General features: G+C 67.6%; 15 protein-coding genes. 11 read left to right on the plus strand and 4 right to left on the minus strand.

Going from position 1 to position 17,308, the window contains the following annotated elements; translation table 11 throughout:
- Nucleotides 1-47: 47 nt before the first annotated feature.
- On the minus strand, nucleotides 48-1,985 hold the full coding sequence (gene asnB / locus MUN33_RS07580; RefSeq protein WP_244804435.1) for an asparagine synthase (glutamine-hydrolyzing): 1,938 nt from the start codon (nucleotides 1,983-1,985) through the stop codon (nucleotides 48-50).
- A gap of 347 nt (nucleotides 1,986-2,332) precedes the next feature.
- On the opposite strand from asnB, the gene ctaC reads away from it, so the two are divergent.
- Both ctaC and ctaF read left to right on the plus strand, forming a co-directional pair.
- Nucleotides 2,333-3,445 (plus strand): aa3-type cytochrome oxidase subunit II, encoded by a 1,113-nt coding sequence (ctaC, locus tag MUN33_RS07585; protein ID WP_244804289.1) that lies wholly within the window; start codon nucleotides 2,333-2,335, stop codon nucleotides 3,443-3,445.
- 28 nt (nucleotides 3,446-3,473) lie between these two features.
- Nucleotides 3,474-3,905 carry an aa3-type cytochrome oxidase subunit IV gene (ctaF, locus tag MUN33_RS07590; RefSeq protein ID WP_244804290.1) on the plus strand — a complete coding sequence of 144 codons (432 nt, stop codon included), beginning with the start codon at nucleotides 3,474-3,476 and terminating at the stop codon, nucleotides 3,903-3,905.
- 118 nt (nucleotides 3,906-4,023) lie between these two features.
- On the opposite strand, the gene trpD is transcribed toward ctaF, so the two are convergent.
- Nucleotides 4,024-5,115 (minus strand): anthranilate phosphoribosyltransferase, encoded by a 1,092-nt coding sequence (trpD, locus tag MUN33_RS07595; RefSeq protein ID WP_439647843.1) that lies wholly within the window; start codon nucleotides 5,113-5,115, stop codon nucleotides 4,024-4,026.
- A 478-nt stretch (nucleotides 5,116-5,593) separates the two neighbouring features.
- Here trpD and ctaE point away from each other — a divergent pair, with 478 nt between their 5' ends.
- The 4 genes from ctaE to qcrB all read left to right on the plus strand — a co-directional run bounded on the left by ctaE (nucleotide 5,594) and on the right by qcrB (nucleotide 10,031).
- Complete coding sequence (gene ctaE, locus MUN33_RS07600; protein ID WP_244804292.1) at nucleotides 5,594-6,205, plus strand: aa3-type cytochrome oxidase subunit III; 612 nt, start codon at nucleotides 5,594-5,596, stop codon at nucleotides 6,203-6,205.
- Nucleotides 6,206-6,277: 72 nt separating this feature from the next.
- A complete protein-coding gene (gene qcrC / locus MUN33_RS07605) occupies nucleotides 6,278-7,186 on the plus strand; it encodes a cytochrome bc1 complex diheme cytochrome c subunit (RefSeq protein ID WP_244804293.1) in 909 nt (302 codons plus the stop codon).
- Nucleotides 7,183-8,388, plus strand: a complete 1,206-nt coding sequence (qcrA, locus tag MUN33_RS07610) for a cytochrome bc1 complex Rieske iron-sulfur subunit (protein WP_244804294.1) — start codon at nucleotides 7,183-7,185, stop codon at nucleotides 8,386-8,388. Before qcrC ends, qcrA begins: the two co-directional genes overlap by 4 nt.
- Nucleotides 8,385-10,031, plus strand: coding sequence for a cytochrome bc1 complex cytochrome b subunit (gene qcrB, locus MUN33_RS07615; RefSeq protein ID WP_244804295.1), 1,647 nt, complete (start codon nucleotides 8,385-8,387; stop codon nucleotides 10,029-10,031). Before qcrA ends, qcrB begins: the two co-directional genes overlap by 4 nt.
- A gap of 73 nt (nucleotides 10,032-10,104) precedes the next feature.
- Here qcrB and MUN33_RS07620 read toward each other — a convergent pair whose 3' ends face one another.
- Nucleotides 10,105-10,659 carry a 3'-5' exonuclease gene (locus MUN33_RS07620; RefSeq protein ID WP_244804296.1) on the minus strand — a complete coding sequence of 185 codons (555 nt, stop codon included), beginning with the start codon at nucleotides 10,657-10,659 and terminating at the stop codon, nucleotides 10,105-10,107.
- Between the two features lie 414 nt (nucleotides 10,660-11,073).
- Here MUN33_RS07620 and MUN33_RS07625 point away from each other — a divergent pair, with 414 nt between their 5' ends.
- The 5 genes from MUN33_RS07625 (at nucleotide 11,074) to MUN33_RS07645 (ending at nucleotide 15,985) form a co-directional block, all read left to right on the plus strand.
- Nucleotides 11,074-11,682: a C40 family peptidase gene (locus MUN33_RS07625; protein WP_244804297.1), complete on the plus strand. Its 609-nt coding sequence runs from the start codon at nucleotides 11,074-11,076 to the stop codon at nucleotides 11,680-11,682.
- A gap of 160 nt (nucleotides 11,683-11,842) precedes the next feature.
- Complete coding sequence (locus tag MUN33_RS07630; RefSeq protein WP_244804436.1) at nucleotides 11,843-12,958, plus strand: NlpC/P60 family protein; 1,116 nt, start codon at nucleotides 11,843-11,845, stop codon at nucleotides 12,956-12,958.
- Between the two features lie 17 nt (nucleotides 12,959-12,975).
- Nucleotides 12,976-14,160, plus strand: coding sequence for a glycosyltransferase family 4 protein (locus MUN33_RS07635; RefSeq protein ID WP_244804298.1), 1,185 nt, complete (start codon nucleotides 12,976-12,978; stop codon nucleotides 14,158-14,160).
- A gap of 57 nt (nucleotides 14,161-14,217) precedes the next feature.
- The gene (locus MUN33_RS07640) at nucleotides 14,218-15,189 is read left to right on the plus strand and encodes an ROK family protein (RefSeq protein ID WP_244804299.1); all 972 of its coding nucleotides are present in this window, start codon (nucleotides 14,218-14,220) and stop codon (nucleotides 15,187-15,189) included.
- Between the two features lie 13 nt (nucleotides 15,190-15,202).
- Entirely contained in the window at nucleotides 15,203-15,985 is a 783-nt protein-coding gene (locus tag MUN33_RS07645) for a lysophospholipid acyltransferase family protein (protein ID WP_244804300.1), read from the plus strand.
- On the opposite strand, the gene MUN33_RS07650 is transcribed toward MUN33_RS07645, so the two are convergent.
- The gene (locus tag MUN33_RS07650) at nucleotides 15,876-17,258 is read right to left on the minus strand and encodes a glycosyltransferase 87 family protein (RefSeq protein ID WP_244804301.1); all 1,383 of its coding nucleotides are present in this window, start codon (nucleotides 17,256-17,258) and stop codon (nucleotides 15,876-15,878) included. The genes MUN33_RS07645 and MUN33_RS07650 overlap by 110 nt on opposite strands.
- Nucleotides 17,259-17,308 lie beyond the last annotated feature (50 nt).

The following is a 17,308-nucleotide window of genomic DNA, read 5'->3' on the forward strand; positions in this document are numbered from 1 at the left end:
CGCCCCTGGACTGACAGGGACGGGGAGTTCTGTCGTCGGTGGACGACTCAGAGCTGGACGGGGTAGTCCCGCTCGTCGATGTCGGGGGTGATCCGGTGTTCGACGAAGATACCGTGCCAGATCATGAAGGCGATGACGGTCCACAGGCGCCGGGAGTGGTCGGGGCCCGACCCGGAGTTCATGGACACCCGGTGCTCGTCCAGCATCGCCAGGACCTGTGCCTTGTCGAAGATGTGGTCGGTGGCCGAGTCCTCGATGTTCTTCCTCGCCCAGTCGTAGAGCTCGTCGCCGGCGAGCCAGTGGCGCAGGGGCACCGGGAAGCCGAGCTTCTTCCGGTTGATGACGTGTTCCGGGACGATGAGCTCCAGGGCACGCCGCAGGGCGTACTTGGTGGTGCCGTTACCGACCTTGAGCTCGTGGGGGATGGTGCGGGCGACGTCGAAGACCACGCGGTCGAGGAACGGCACACGCAGCTCCAGCGAGTTGGCCATGGTGATCTTGTCGGCCTTGACCAGGATGTCGCCCCGCAGCCAGGTGAACATGTCGAGGTGCTGCATCCGCGACACCGGGTCCATGTCCCGTGACTTGGCGTAGACCGGTGCGGTCACCTCGCGGTGGTCCCACTCCGGTCGGGCGATGCGCAGGACCCGCTCCAGCTGCTCGTAGTTGAAGGACCGTGCGTTGCCGTAGTAGCGCTCCTCCATGGGGGTGGTGCCTCGCTGCAGCAGCGACTTGCCGCGCACGCCGTCCGGCAGTGCGTCACCCAGCGTGCGGAGCACCTTCTTGATCGGGGAGGGGACCTTCTCGAACGGGGCCAGCGACAGGGGTTCCTTGTAGATCGTGTACCCGCCGAACAACTCGTCGGCACCCTCGCCGGACAGCACCACCTTGACGTGCTTCCGGGCCTCGGCGGCCACGAAGTACAACGGCACCAGTGCCGGGTCGGCGACCGGGTCGTCGAGGTACCAGATGATCTTGGGGACGGCGGCGGCGAACTCCTCGGGGGAGACGACCTTGACGACGTGCTCCACGCCGATCGCCGCGGCGGACTCCGCGGCGACGTCGACCTCCGAGTAGCCCTCGCGCTCGAAACCGGTGGTGAAGGTGATCAGGTCCGGGTTGTGCTGCTTGGCCAGGGAGGCGATGGCGGTGGAGTCGATGCCCCCGGACAGGAAGGACCCGACGGTGACGTCGGCACGCATGTGCTTGGCGACCGAGTCCTGCAGCGCGTCGGCGATCCGGGTGAAGAGCGCGTTCTCCTGGCCCGACGGTACCGGGGTGACCGGGAACGTCGGCTCGAAGTAGCGAACGGCGGTGACTTCGTCGCCGGGGCGCAGGGTGGCGTGGCAGCCGGACTCCAGACGACGGACGCCGGCGTGCAGGGTCTCGGGCTCCGGGACGTACTGGAGGTCGGTGTAGTGGGCGATGGCCCTGTCGTCAAGGCCCAGGCCGAGACCGATGTCCTGGGCCATGGCCAGGATCGACTTCTTCTCGCTGCTGAACACCGTGCCGGCGTCGGTCGTCGCGTAGAACAGCGGCTTGATGCCGAAGGGGTCACGGGCCAGGAACATGGTCCGTTCGACGGAGTCCCACACCGCGAAGGCGAACATGCCGCGCAGGTGGTTGACCACGTCCGAACCCCAGTGGTGGAAGCCGACGACGATCGTCTCGGAGTCCCCGGAGGTGGCGAACTCGTAGCCCTCGGCGCGCAGCTCCTCGCGCAGCTCGAGGTAGTTGTAGATCTCGCCGTTGAAGGTCATCGAGTAGCGGTCCGGTTCGCCGGACGGACCCCACTGCAGGGGCTGGTGCGAGTGCTCGAGGTCGATGATCGACAGGCGGTTGAACCCGAAGACGACGTCGTCGTCGTTCCAGGTGCCGTCCTCGTCGGGGCCACGGTGCCGCATGCAGGGGAGTGCACGTGCGGTGGTGTCCACGAAGCGGGGGGCGTCACCCTGGGCGGTCAGAATTCCAAGAAGTCCACACATGTGCTCTGGGATCATCTCCGTAAGTGTCGTCGGGGGCCGGCGTGTCTGGCCCCCGGGGAGGGGTGACGAGACGGTGGACCGCCGGCCGCGTGCGTAAGCACACAAGACTACTCGTCGAGGTCGCGCCGACCCAGACGGGACATGCCGGACGGTGGTGTGCTCCTCAGGCGGCGTCCAGCAACCCCGAATAGGGCCGACAGAGAATCACAATGGTGTGCATGATGCGGGGGCATCCCCCTCCATGCACTATTGTCGGAAGATGACACGGGGCTGGTGTCCGTCCTCTGCAGGCGACGGACCCGGTGGCCCCGATGAACACGACGTGTGATTGAGGAAGGCATACTCGCGTGGTACAGCGAAAAGTTCACGGAAGAGGTCGCAAGATCGGCCTCGCCGGAGTGCTGGGACTCGGTTCCCTTGCCCTGGTCGGCTGCGATGTCGCACCCCCCGACAACGGATTCTTCCATGCCCTGCGCATGGGATGGCCCGAAGGAATCACCCCGGAGTCCCAGTCCATGGGTAACTTCTGGGTGTGGACCTGGGTCGTCGCCTGGATTATCGGCATCATCATGTGGGCGCTCATGTTCCTGGTCATCTTCCGCGACAGCGACAAGCGGGCGGCCAAGAAGGGCAAGTCGGAGTTCCCCCGGCAGACGGCGTACAACGTCCCCCTCGAGCTGACGTTGACCGTGATCCCGGTGCTGATCGTGATGGGCCTGTTCTTCTTCACGGTGCAGACCCAGGACAAGGTCACGGCCCTGGACAAGGACCCCCAGGTCACCGTCGACGTCACCGCCTACCAGTGGAACTGGAAGTTCGGCTACGGCAACGTCAGCGGCGACCTCACCCAGGACGGCCAGGAGTACGTGGGCGAGGACGCGGAGCGTTCCGAGGCCGCCGAGGCGAACGCCGCGGTGCCGCAGGACGACCGTGGTGGGCACGGCCAGGCCGTCGGCCCGATCCACGGAAAGTCGTCGGAGGACTTCACCTACCTGAACTACGACAAGATCGAGACCCTCGGTACCTCCGAGGAGGTCCCGGTGCTCGTCCTGCCGACGAACACCCCGATCGAGTTCAACCTCGCGTCTTCTGACGTGATCCACTCCTTCTGGGTCCCTGAGTTCCTCTTCAAGCGCGACGTGTTCCCGCACCCGGAGGCGAACCAGTCCGAGCGTCGGTTCCAGATCGAGGGCATCGACAGTGAGGGTGCCTTCGTCGGGCGCTGTGCCGAGATGTGCGGTACCTACCACGCGATGATGAACTTCGAGGTCCGTGCCGTGAGCCCGGAGAACTTCGCGGCGTACCTGGCGTACCGCGAGGCCAACCCGGAGGCCAGCAACGCCGAGGCGTTGGCGGAGATCGGCGAGGACCCCTACGCCACGTCCACCCAGCCTTTCCTCCCCGGCCGCGAGGCCACCCGGGGAGTCGAGGGTGACAACTTCATCGACCGTTCCGCCTAAGCCGGCGAAGAGACACTAGGAGACGACAATGCGGCAGACAGCCAAGTTGATGTACGGACTGGCACTGTTCCTCACGCTGATGACGGTCGTGTACTTCTACGCCACGGCACAGCTCAACGACGGCGCGAACCAGCAGGGTATCGAGTGGGCAGGCGGGACCGGGCTTGTCCTGGCGACGCTGCTGACGCTCTTCCTCGGCGTGTACTTCCACCTCACCAACTCCAAGGCCGACATCGAGCCGAAGGACTGGGAGGAAGCGGAGATCGAGGACGGCGCAGGTGTGCTCGGGTTCTTCTCGCCCCACTCCGGCTGGCCCTTCATCATGTCGATGGCCATCGTGATCATGGGCTACGGTATCGCCTTCTTCCTGATCTGGGTGATCCTGCTGGGTGCTGCGATGCTCATCTGGTCCACCACGATGCTCAACCTCCAGTACGGTCTCCCGCCGGAGAAGGAGTAGCACCACACCGCCGTCCCCACACCGCAGACGGCGGATGCACCACCGGACAAGCCCCCGCATCTTCCTCGCGGGGGCTTCTTCGTGTGTGTGGCGCCCTGTGAGGCGCCGTGGTGAAGGCTCAGAGGCTGACGATGTCGTACATCTTCCGCTCGGCGGCGCCGGACTCCAGGGCCTCGCGTGCGACGGCGAGCTGGGTCGCGAGGGCGGACTTCAGGTCGTCGCCCTCCCAGCCGTGGACGGCGGTCAAGGCGGCAGCCGCGTTGATCAAGACAGCGTCCTTGATTGCGCCGCTGAGTTCCCCGGCCATGAGTTTCCGGGCGATATCGGCGTTGTACCGGGGGTCACCGCCCTTGAGTGCGTCGTCGTCGTAGACATCCAGCCCGAAGGTCCGCGGGTTGATGGTGAACTCACCGGTGCGCCCCGACTCGTCCACCGTGACGACCTCCGTCGGGGCGCAGACGCTGATCTCGTCCATGCCGTCGAGCCCGCGGACGATGAGCGCCCGGACGCCCTGGTGGGCGAAGGCGCCGCCCATGATCGGCATCATGTCCCGGAACGCGCAGCCGATGAGCCCGAACTTCGGGCCGGCCGGGTTGGTCATCGGTCCGAGCAGGTTGAACAGGGTCGGGACGGCCAACTCGGAGCGCACCGGCCCGGCGAAGCGCATCGCGGGATGGTAGGTCTTGGCGAACATGAAGGCGAAGCCGGTGCGTAGGGCGTCGTCGTGGATGGTCTCGGGGGACCGGTCGATGTCCAGCCCGAGCACCTCGAGCACGTCCGCCCCGCCGCACTTCGACGACGCGGCGCGGTTGCCGTGCTTGACCACCGGTACCCCGGTGGCGGCGACGACGAAGGAGGCCATCGTGGAGATGTTCACCGTGTGGTGGCCGTCGCCACCGGTCCCGACGATGTCGACGGCGTCGGGGATGTCGCTGAAGTCGACGGGGGTGGCGTAGGCGCGCATCGCCGACGCGGCGGCGGAGAGCTCCGCGGCGGTGATGCCCTTGACCCGGAGCCCGAAGGCGAACGCGGCGAGCTGCGCGTCGGTGGCGCCGCCCTCCATGATCCGGCTGACGGCCCAGGTGATCTGCGACTCGCTGAGCTCCTCGTGCCGGCCGATGCGGTCGAGCACACCCGGCCAGGTGAAGTAGCTCCCCGGCAGTCGGTCGGAGCCCAGTGGGGCGATATGGTCCGGGGTGGTCAGCCTCAGCTCGTCCGGCATCGGTGTCGTCCTCTCGAAGTTGGGTGTCGGTGTCCGGGGCCCGTGGGCGGGCGCGTGTGGACGCTGTCCATCCTATTACGGCTCTGACGGCCACTGACCGGCGGAGTGTGGCCCGGGGGCAGGGGCGGCGGTGGATTCGTCCGGCTGTGGCCGCCCAGGTAGAATCCGCGGTAGGGAAGTGGGGCCGGTTCCGGGGCCCCGGGGAATGCCGGGAGGACAGACCCCCGAACGGGGGTGGCTACGCCCGGCGGAGCTGGCCGCCGGGACGGGGGAGTGGCGGGCCGGCGGACGGGCGACCTGCACAGACACTGGCCCGTCGTATTTCCCGGGCAAGAGTTCCCGGCTAACCCCGTTTGTGGTGAGTTGCCAGGAAACGTGAAGCGACTACCAGGGGTTTTGCAGAAAGCCTGGATCTTGTCGGGGTTGCGAATCGACTCGGCGGCCAGGGTCCGTCATACTTGTACGCGTGACGAGCGCAGTTGGAAACCAAAGCATGGCAGCACCGCAGCGTGCCGTGACGCTGAACCGACCGAACATGGTCAGCGTCGGCACGATTGTGTTCCTGTCCCAGGAATTGATGTTCTTCGCGGGCCTGTTCGCGATGTACTTCGTCTCTAAGGCGAACTCGAACGGAAACTGGCCCTCCGAGCCGACCGAGCTGAACGTGCCGTTCGCTCTGGCGATCACCGTGATTCTGGTGTCGTCGTCGTTCACGGCCCAGTGGGGCGTGTTCGCCGCAGAGCGTGGCGACGTGTTCGGTCTGCGCAAGTGGTACGCACTCACGGTCGTCCTCGGCGCGATCTTCCTCGCCGGGCAGACCTACGAGTACATCCACCTTGTGCAGCACGGCACCACGATCTCGAGCAGCGTCTACGGGTCGGTGTTCTACATCACCACCGGCTTCCATGGGGCACACGTCCTCGCCGGCGTGCTGGCTTTCGTCGTGGTCCTGCTCCGGACGGTGAAGTCGAAGTTCACGCCGGCCCAGGCCACCGCCGCCGTCGTGGTGTCGTACTACTGGCACTTCGTCGACGTCGTGTGGATCGGACTGTGGATCACCATTTACTTCATCCAGTAGGCCGGACGGGCCGATGTGTGACGGTCGGCCGTTAAGCCCATCGCCTTCCAAATGACGAGTTAAGGGAACAAGATGGATACGAACAATCCAACTCCCGAGGGGGAGAACCCGGTGGTGGACTCCGCCCCGGCATCCGCAACAGGCAAGAAACGTCGTACCCGACGTAAGCTGCGCCGGACCATGGCTGGAGCGCTCGCGCTCGTGCTCGGCCTGACCGGTGCCGGCCTGGTCGCCCAGGCCTTCACCCCGGATCCGCAGTCCGCGACCGCGCAGCAGGACGCGCAGTCGATGATCAACCAGGGCCAGGACATCTACGAGGTCGCCTGCATCACCTGCCACGGTGCGAACCTCCAGGGTGTCGAGGACCGCGGTCCGTCCCTGGTCGGTGTCGGCGAGGGCGCGGTGTACTTCCAGGTGCACTCCGGCCGTATGCCGATGAAGCGTAACGAGGCGCAGGCCGACCGCAAGGACGCCCGCTTCAACGAGGCACAGACGCTGGCGCTCGCCGCCTACGTCAACGCCAACGGCGGTGGCCCCGGGATCGTCAAGAACGACGACGGCACCATCGCCATGGAGTCGCTGCGCGGTTCGCACAACAACAACGGCGAGATCGACCCCGCCGACGTGTCCCGTGGTTCCGATCTCTTCCGTCTGAACTGCGCGTCGTGCCACAACTTCACTGGCCGTGGTGGCGCCCTGTCCGGCGGTAAGTACGCGCCGAACCTGGATGCCGCCAACGAGCAGGAGATCTACCAGGCGATGCTCACCGGCCCGCAGAACATGCCCAAGTTCTCGGACCGTCAGCTCACCGCCGACGAGAAGAAGGACATCATCGCCTTCATCAAGTCGACCAAGGAGAGCCCGAACCCCGGTGGCCTCGGTCTCGGTGGCCTCGGCCCGGTCAGTGAGGGCATGTTGATGTGGATCGTCGGGATCGTCGTGCTCATCGGCACGGCCATGTGGATTGGAACCCGTTCATGAGTGAGATCAAGAGCAGCTACTCTGAAGAAGAGATCAAGCGCATGAGCGACGATGAGCTCGCCCGTCTCGGTACCGAGATGGACGGCGTCACCGTCGCATACCGCAAGGAGCGTTTCCCGGTCGAGGGCGACCCGGCCGAGAAGCGTGCCGCCCGCGGTATCGGCTTCTGGTGGGCACTGTCGGTCATCTTCGGCCTCGCGTTCATCGCGGTCTACCTGTTCTGGCCGTGGGAGTACAAGCACCTGGCGGAGGACGGCCTCTGGCTGTACACCATCTACACCCCGCTGCTGGGTGTCACCTCGGGTCTGTCGATCATCACCCTCGGTATCGGCGCGGTCCAGTTCTCCAAGAAGTTCATCCCCGAGGAGATCGCGGTCCAGAAGCGTCACGACGGACCGTCGGACGAGGTCGACCGTCGCACGATGACGGCTCTGCTCAACGACGCGTGGAAGACCTCCACCCTGGGTCGCCGCAAGGTCCTCATGGGTCTGGGTGGCGCAGGCGTCGCCCTGGCCGGCGTGGCCATCGCGCTTCCCCTCGGCGGTATCGTCAAGAACCCCTGGAAGCCGCGTGCCATGGGCATCGACGGCGACGGCACGCTGTGGACCACCGGGTGGACCCTCGTCGAGAAGGGCGAGAAGGTCTACCTCGGGCGCGACACCGGTGCCATCGCCGAGGAGCACCACGGCCACTGGAGCACCCAGGGTGTCAACCGCCTGATCCGGGTCCGCCCGGAGGACCTCGACGCCGGTGCGATGGAGACCGTGTTCCCGATGACCGAAGACATGGTCAACGACCACGACAACTTCGATCCCTCGCGAGACGTGTACGAGGAGCAGATGCACTCGATCCACGGTTCCCGCAACGCGGTCATGCTGATCCGCCTGCGTCATGCCGACGCCCTCAAGGCGGTCCAGCGTGAGGGCCAGGAGGACTTCCACTACGGCGACTACTACGCCTACTCGAAGATCTGCACCCACATCGGCTGCCCCACCTCGCTGTATGAGCAGCAGACCAACCGTATCCTCTGCCCGTGCCACCAGTCGCAGTTCGATGCACTGCACTGGGGTAAGCCGGTGTTCGGTCCGGCTGCACGTGCCCTGCCCGAGCTGTCCATCAACGTCGATGAGGACGGGTTCCTGTACGCGGACAAGAACTTCGTCGAGCCCGTCGGCCCTGCCTTCTGGGAGCGTCAGTCATGAGCACATCCACAAAGCCTTCCCACCTGGCCCAGGCGGCCAACAACTTCGATGAGCGCTACACCGCTGCAAGTGGGCTGCGGAAGCAGATGAACAAGGTCTTCCCGAGCCACTGGTCCTTCATGCTCGGTGAGATCGCGCTCTACTCCTTCATCATCCTGCTGCTGTCGGGTGTCTACCTCACCCTGTTCTTCGACCCCTCCCTGTCGAAGGTCATCTACCAGGGTGCCTACGCGCCGCTCAACGGCGTGGAGATGTCCCGCGCCTACGAAACGGCACTGAACATCTCGTTCGAGGTTCGTGGCGGACTCTTCATCCGCCAGGTGCACCACTGGGCGGCGCTGCTGTTCGCGGTGTCGATCATGGTCCACATGATGCGCATCTTCTTCACCGGTGCGTTCCGCAAGCCGCGTGAGGCGAACTGGGTCATCGGCTGCGTCCTGCTGCTGCTGTCCGTCGCCGAGGGCTTCATGGGCTACTCCCTGCCGGACGACCTGCTGTCGGGCGTCGGCCTGCGCATCATGTCCGCGATCATCATCGGGCTGCCGATCATCGGCACCTGGCTGCACTGGATCATGTTCGCCGGCGACTTCCCGGGCGACATCATCATCCCGCGCCTCTACATCGCCCACGTGCTGCTGATCCCGGCCATCCTGCTGGCGCTGATCGCTGCGCACCTGGCACTGGTCTGGTACCAGAAGCACACCCAGTTCCCCGGACCGGGCCGTACCGAGCGCAACGTCGTCGGTGCCCGTGTGATCCCGGTGTTCGCCGTGCACTCCATGGCATTCGGCCTGATCACCTTCGGTTTCGTGGCACTGCTGGCCGGTGTTTTCCAGATCAACGCGATCTGGAACCTGGGGCCGTACAACCCGTCGCAGGTGTCGGCAGGTTCGCAGCCTGACATCTACATGCTGTGGACGGACGGTGCCGCGCGTATTATGCCGGCCTGGGAGCTCTACATCGGCAGTTACACGATCCCGGCGGTGTTCTGGGTCGCGATCCTGCTCGGTATCCTCGTGATGCTGCTGTTCGCCTACCCCTGGATCGAGCAGCGCTTCACGAAGGACACGGCGCACCACAACCTGCTGCAGCGTCCGCGTGACGTGCCGGTCCGCACCTCGCTGGGTGTCATGGCACTGGTCTCGTACGCGATCCTCACGATCTCCGGTGGTAACGACCATGTCGCGGTGTACTTCCACATCTCGCTGAACGCGATGACCTGGATCGGCCGTATCGGGTTCATCCTGCTGCCCCCGATCGCGTACTTCGTCACTTACCGGATCTGCCTCGGCCTGCAGCGTGCGGACCGCGAGGTGCTGGAGCACGGTATCGAGACCGGTACGATCAAGCAGCTGCCGTCCGGCGGGTTCATCGAGGTGCACCAGCCCCTCGGACCGGTGGACGAGCACGGCCACCCGATCCCGCTGGAGTACGCCGGAACCCAGGTTCCGCGGCGCCTCAACCAGCTCGGGTTCGCCGGCCAGCCCGGCCGTGGCTCGCTGTTCACCCCGGATCCCGAGGACATCGTCGCCCAGGTCGAGAAGATCGAGGAAGCGAACGAGCACGAGCACAAGGAGATGCTGCTGCGTCTCCAGGAGGAGAACCGTCGCCAGCTCGGTGACGAGGGACACCAGAACCCCTGATCCCGCCCTCCGAGGCTGACACCCCGCCTCCCCGCCGCCAGCACGGCGGTGGGGAGGCGGGGTGTCTCTCTGTCTAACCGGAGATGCTGCGCAGGTACGCCAGCAGGTCCGCCGTGGCGAGCGCGTCGTCGGCCGCACGGTGGGCGGGACGGTGTTCGAGGTCGAGCCGCTCGGCCAGGGTGGCGAGACGGTAGCGGCCGACCCGCTCCCGGGGGATCAGCGAGCGGGCCGCAGTGGCCGTGCAGACCACGTCGGTGGTCTCCAATGGGCTCGGGGTGCCGCTACGGCGGCACTCCGCCGCGACGAAGGCGATGTCGAAGGCGACGTTATGGCCCACGACCGTCCGTCCCGACACCAGAGGAGTCACCGCGTCGAGGATGTCGGCGAAGGCCGGTTGGCCCTCGACGTCGTCGGAGGTGATCCCGGTGAGGTCCGTGATCTCCCGGGGGACGGGAAGCCCGGGGTCGACGAACGAGTGGAACTCGGCCACCGGACGGCCCTCGTGGACGTGCAGGGCCGCGATCTCGATGATCCGGGCGCCCTCGGGGTCCAGGCCGGTCGTCTCGCAGTCGATGATGACGCTGTCTGCCAGCGCAGCGTCGAGGCGTCGTTGAAGTGTGGTTGCCACAGTCACGGAGTCTACGGGGTGGGCCGGACACGGAGGCTCCGCAGTGGGGGAGTAGGACGGGACTGGTGTGACTTCTGAGGTGGACACGCCCGGGGACGACCTGGATGTGATGGGAATCACAATATCATTTCTCCCGGGGTGGACGTCCGGATGTCGTGACCGTCGCGGACGGCCTTCGCGTCCAGCATCTCTGCAGGTGACGGGCTTCGGCAAGGTGGGCGCGGTCCGGAAGGGCGGACCCGGTCAAGCTTTGGTCGCGATTCGATAACGGTTGGATAACGAAGCGCTCACGGCGAGATCACGGTCTCGTGGCTGGACAAGATTCGCGACGTTTCGTAATCTTCTCGTGACCTTAAGGGGAGCGACGTGACGTTCCCGGCTCCCCGACAGCAATCAGGAAAGGCTACAACCCTCATGGGCAAGCACCGTATGAAGAAGGACCACTCCCGCCGCAACGCAGTCGCCGTCGCCGCAGTGGGCATGGGCGCCGTCATCGCCCTGCCTGCCACCGCACAGGCCGTCACTGTCCAGGTTCCGAACACCGACATCAGCGTCGATGTCCCGAACGAGGCCGTCGACTTCGCCAAGCAGCACGTGGACGTGGACCCCTTCCTCGCGGCAGCCGGCCAGGCGGCCGTCCCCGCCGCCGACGGCAGCGCCCCGAGCGCCGCGCCGAACAGCGTCGGCCAGAAGATCGCTGACGCCGCCCTGTCGAAGCAGGGTGCCCCCTACGCCTGGGGTGCCGCCGGCCCCAACGCCTTCGACTGCTCCGGCCTGACCACCTGGGCACACCAGCAGGTCGGCAAGTCCATCCCGCGTACCTCCGGTGCACAGGCCGCCTCCGGCACCCCGGTCTCCCTGGACGCACTGCAGCCCGGCGACGTCGTCTCCTACTACTCCGGCGCATCGCACGTGGGTATCTACATCGGCGGCGGCAAGATCGTCCACGCGCTCAACGAGGGTTCGCCGGTCCAGGTCAACGACCTGCACTACATGCCGGTCAACAACGCGGTCCGCTTCTAGGACGTCAGACCGCCCGTGACGCCCCGGTGACGTGGCCCCCGACGCGGGGTGCCTTTCCACGGGGCGTGTCGTGTGTCCGAGTACGTCTCCGCTGCTCAGTTGTGGCAGTATAACGATGTTGTGTAGAGACACGAGCGAAGAGGTTTCAGAGACAGTGAGCATGTTGCGCGCCTTCGGGTCCCGCCGGTCCGACGTCGGTACGTCGGTCCGTTTCGTCGCCGGTATCGGCACCGCAGTGGCACTGACCGTGGCCTCGACGTCCGTCGTCGCCGCCGACCCGTCGGGCCCCGCGCCGTCCGCCGGCGCCGACGCCGACGCCGTCGACACCTCACCCCTCCCGGACGACGCCGACGGCCTGCTGGAACGGCTCGCCACGGTGTCCCGTCAGGCCCAGGAAGCCAGCGACGAGGTGCAGGAGAACTCCCGCACCCTCGACGACCTCCGCGCCTCGCTGGACCGCGCGAACCGCGCTGCCGAGTACTACGCGGGCGAGGCGCAGCGTGCCCGCGCCGAGGTCGAGGCCAACCGCGGCCCCGTCACGGAACTGTCCCGGTCCCTCTACCGTGGTGCCGTCATCGACCCGGTCTCGGCGGTCGCCGGCTCCCGGAGTCCGCAGGACGCCATCGACCGCCGTGCCTTCGCCAGCGCCTTGAACGCCGACCGTACGAACACCCTCTCCTCGTTCCAGGACGGTCTGCGGCAGGCGGCCGACCTCGAGTCCCGCGCGAACCGCTCGAAGGTGACGGCGGACTTCCAGTTGAAGCAGGTCGAGGCGCGCCAGGCGGACCTCGACGAGCGGATCGGCCTGCTCGACGGCATGAAGAAGGAGATCTCCACGGCGGTGGACGGTCTCAGCCCCGAGCAGAAGCAGCGCTGGGTGGACCGCAACGGTCCGATCGACGTTGACGTCGAGGAGTTCCTCGGCTCGGTCACCGAGGCCGGCGGCGCCGTCGGTGCGGCGATGGGCAAGCTCGGCTCCCCGTATTCGTGGGGCGCCACCGGTCCGGACGCCTTCGACTGCTCCGGTCTGATGTACTGGGCCTACCAGCAGATCGGCGTGTCGGTGCCACGCACCTCCTCGGCCCAGGTGGCGGGAGGGACGTCGGTCTCCCGCGACGCGCTCCAGCCGGGCGACATCGTCGGTTTCTACCCGGGCGTGACGCACGTCGGGATGTACATCGGTGACGGCAAGATCGTCCACGCCTCCGACTACGGTATTCCCGTCCAGGTCGTCAGCGTCGACAGCATGCCGTTCGCCGGCGCCGCCCGCTACTAGGGGCAGGCGTCTCCACCGTGGGTTCCAGGGTTCTCCTCGTCACCAACGACTTTCCGCCGACGGTCGGCGGGATCCAGAGCTACCTGCGCGACTACTGCGCGGAACTGGAACGCCGTCAGCCGGGCCGGCTCACCGTCTTCGCCTCGACCCAGGACGCGTCGGACGCGGCGGCTTACGACGCCGGCCTCCCGTTCGACGTCGTCCGGTGGCCGCGGTCGGTCATGCTGCCCACCGTCGCCACCGCACGACGGATGGCATCGATCATCCGGGAGCGGGGGATCGACACCGTCTGGTTCGGCTCGTCGACGCCCCTGGGGCTGCTCGCCGGTGCCGCCCGCCGGGCCGGTGCCCGACGGATCGTCGCCTCCACCCACGGGCACGAGGTCGGGTGGTCGATGGTCCCCGGCGGCCGCGGTGTGCTGCGTCGGATCGGCCGGCAGACGGACTGCCTGACGTACGTGTCCCGGTACGCACGCGGCAGGTTCGCCTCGGCCTTCGGGCCGGACGTGGCGTGGGAGCCGATGCCCGGCGGCGTGGACACCTCGGTGTTCCGCCCGGACCCCGACGGGAGGGAGCGGATCCGCGCCCGGCTCGGTGTCTCCGACCGTCGTGTCGTCGTGTGCGTGTCGCGCGTCGTGCCGCGGAAGGGGCAGGACACCCTCGTCGAGGCGATGCCGGGGATCCTCGGGAAGGAGCCCGCGGCGCACCTGGTGATCGTCGGACCAGGCGACTACGCCCGGACGTTGGCCGCGCGGGCGGCCGAACTCGGCGTCTCGGACCGGGTCACCCTCACCGGTCCCGTCGACTACGACGAGCTCGTCGCGCACTTCTGCGCCGGTGACGTGTTCGCGATGCCGGTGCGGACCCAGGGCGGGGGGTTCAGCGTCGAGGGGCTCGGGATCGTGTTCCTCGAGGCCCAGGCGTGCGGGGTCCCGACGGTCGCGGGATCCGGCGGAGGCGCCCCCGAGACGGTGCAGGACGGGGTGACCGGCGATGTCGTCGACGGCGGGGACCTCACCGCCGTCGTCGACACCGTGTCGGCGCTCCTCGGCGACACGGAGCGCGCCCGTCGCTATTCCCTGGCGGGACAGGCCTACGTCCGGGACGCGTGGAACTGGGACGTCCTGGGGGCCCAGCTGGAGGCGGTGCTCGACGGTGACGCCCGCCGTCCGGGTCGGCACAGTTGGAACTGGCGGGTGTGACCGATAGCCTGGACAGGTTGTGCCGGGACACCGGCGCGCGAGGTACAGGAGGAGCAAGTGACGCAACTGACCATCGGCATCGACATCGGGGGGACCAATCTCCGTGCTGCGGTGGTCGACCGGGCCGGGAAGGTGCTCGACGTCGAGCAGCTCCCCACCCCGTCCACGGTCGACTCACTCGAGACGGCGATCGCGCATGCCGTCGGCACCCTTCGGCAACGGCACACGGTCAGTGCGGTGGGGCTCGCCGTCGCCGGCTTCATCACCGGCGACCAGCAGCGGGTCCGTTTCGCCCCGCACCTGCCGTGGCGCGACCGTGACGTGCGCACCAGGCTGTCCCACCGGCTCGGACTCCCGGTGGTCCTGGAGCATGACGCGAACGCCGCGGCCTGGGGGGAGCAGATCCTGGGCCCCGGCCAGGAGGCGGACACCTGGGTCCTCTTCGCCGTCGGCACCGGGATCGGGGGCGCCCTGGTGCACGACGGGGCCCTCTACCGTGGGGCGTACGGGACGGCCCCGGAGTTCGGTCACCTGACCGTCGTGCCCGGCGGCCGCGCGTGCCCGTGCGGTAAGCGGGGCTGCCTGGAGCGGTACTGCTCGGGGAGTGCCCTGGAGACCACGGCGCTGGAGTACATCGCCACCGGGCGCCACCCGGACAGCATGCTGGCCGGGATCTTCCATTCGCGACCGGAGGAGATCACCGGGCGGAGCGTGGTCCGGCTCGCCCGTGACGGTGACCCGCTGGCGAAGGAGGTCATCGACGACTTCGCCCTGTGGCTCGGGCGCGGGCTGTCCGCGGTGCAGGAGATCCTCGACCCGGAGCTCATCGTGCTCGGGGGCGGCGTCTCGGCGGACGCGGACCTGTACCTGCCGCAGGCGAAGGCGGAGATGGACGGCTCGGTCGTCGGCGCAGGTTTCCGGCCGCTCGCCCGCGTCGAAGCGGCGTCCCTGGGGTCGGAGGCGGGTATGATCGGCGTGGCACTTCTTGCCGGACAGGCTCAGCTGAGCCCGTCCTCGACCGGCTTGTGAAAGGGACAGATCTGTGCAGAACCGCACCTACTGGTGGTTGAAGAATGTGGTCATCGGACCATGGCTGTGGCTCTACAACCGGCCGTACTCCCGGGGACTGGACAAGATTCCCCAGGACGGTCCGGTGATCCTGGCCTCGAACCACCTGGCGGTGATGGACTCCCTGTACTTCCCGCTGCTCTCGAAGAGGCAGCTGACCTTCCTGGCGAAGAAGGAGTACTTCACCACCCCGGGCTTCGCCGGGGGGATCCAGAAGTGGTTCTTCTCGTCGGTGGGCCAGGTCCCGATCGACCGTAACGACAAGAACTCGCAGGACGCCGCGCTGGACACCGCGTTGCGGGTCCTGGACAAGGGCGATCCGCTGGGGATGTACCCGGAGGGCACCCGGTCCCCGGACGGCCGGTTGTACCGCGGCAAGACGGGGATGGCCCGCATCGCACTCCAGTCGGGGGCGACGGTGTACCCCGTGGCGATGATCGACACCGAGAAGGCGAATATCGCGGGGTCCTGGATCCTGCGGCCGCACCGGGTCGGCGTCGTCGTCGGCGACCCCATCGACCCGGCGGACTTCGCCGACAGCGGGGACGACGAGTACGCGCGCGCCCGGGCCCTCACCGACTACACGATGGAGCGCCTGGCGGAGCTGTCGGGCCAGGAGTACGTCGACGGCGTCTACGCCGCCGACGTCAAGGAGTCGCTGACCTCGGGGAAGGGGTATCCGCAGGGGGCGGAACCTGGGACGGGCCGGGTGCTGGGGACGAAGCCCCGGCCCCGCTTCCTGCGCTTCCGTCTCTGACGGCGGCCGCACGGTCACGCCGGCCGGGGCGGAGAAGACCCGGCCACAGGCCGCCGAGACCGAGCCACACGGCGCCGACGACGACGTACTCGGACCCGAGGACCTTCTGCCACCAGGTCCAGTCCATCTCGGCACCGTGGGCCGAGGGCAGGTAGACGTGCACCGGGAACGCCGTGGCCGTGAGGACCAGCAGCAGCGCGAGGACCGCCAGGGGGATCACGGCGGCGCGGACCGGCCGGTGGGACCACAGTGACACACCGGCCACCATCGTCATCGGCAGGATCCACACCCAGTGGTGCGCCCAAGACACCGGAGAGACCAGCAGCGCCAGCAACGCATTGGTGCACACCGCCGCCGTGACGGCCCCGGCGGCGAGGAGGCGCAGCATCACCACGGCCACGAGGACCACCGTCACGGCGGCGAGGACGTACCACAGGGACGTCTGCAGCGGGTCGTCGGTGAACCGTGCCAGGAAGCCGCGCACGGACTGGTTGGCGGAGTAGGCCAGCCCGCCGATGCGGGACGGGTCGCTGATCGTCTCGGTCCAGTACTGCCGCGAATCCGCCGGCAGGACGAGCCAGGCGATCCCGGAGGCGACGATCCCGGAGACCACGCTGGTCACCGCAGGACCCCATTGGCGGCGGAGCAGGAAGTACAGGCCGAACACGGCCGGGGTGAGCTTGAGCGCCGCGGCGATGCCGACCAGCATCCCACGCGGCCAGGGGGTGCGGGGGAGCAGGAGGTCCGCCGCCACCATGAGCATGAGCAGTATGTTGACCTGCCCGAACTCGAGGGTGTGGGTGACCGGCCAGAACCACACCGCCAGGGGGAGTGCGGCGAGCGTGGTCATCGTGACCTGCCGGCGGGTCAGCGACCCCACGCCTGCGACTGTGCGCGCCCCGCCTTCGGAGGCGAGCGCCTGGATGACGATCATCGTGGTCATGGCCAGGGCGACCACGTTCAGTGCGGTGAACAGCACGTAACCCACCGTGCCGGACACCAGGGCCAGCGGCGTGAAGACCAGGGCCGCGAGGGGAGGGTAGGTGAACGGCAGCGTGATCCCCTGGGCCGGGAAGCCCCCGACGTAGAGGGCGGTCCCGTCCAGGACGGCGCGGCCGCCCTCACGGTAGATGTCGTAGTCGAAGTGGTAGGTGAGGGTGTCGTCGCTGATGACGAAGCGGAGGATGCCGGCCACGGTGACGGCGACGAGGGCACCCAGGTACCAGAGTGTCACGGTGCGGCGGTCGGGTGACGGTGTACTGCGTTTTTCCACGGTTGTCGACTCTATATCAGGTCACGCTCAATTGATTCTTTCGCCGCTAT

Source organism: Corynebacterium kalidii (assembly GCF_022869005.1).
Classification (GTDB): Bacteria; Actinomycetota; Actinomycetes; order Mycobacteriales; family Mycobacteriaceae; genus Corynebacterium; species Corynebacterium kalidii.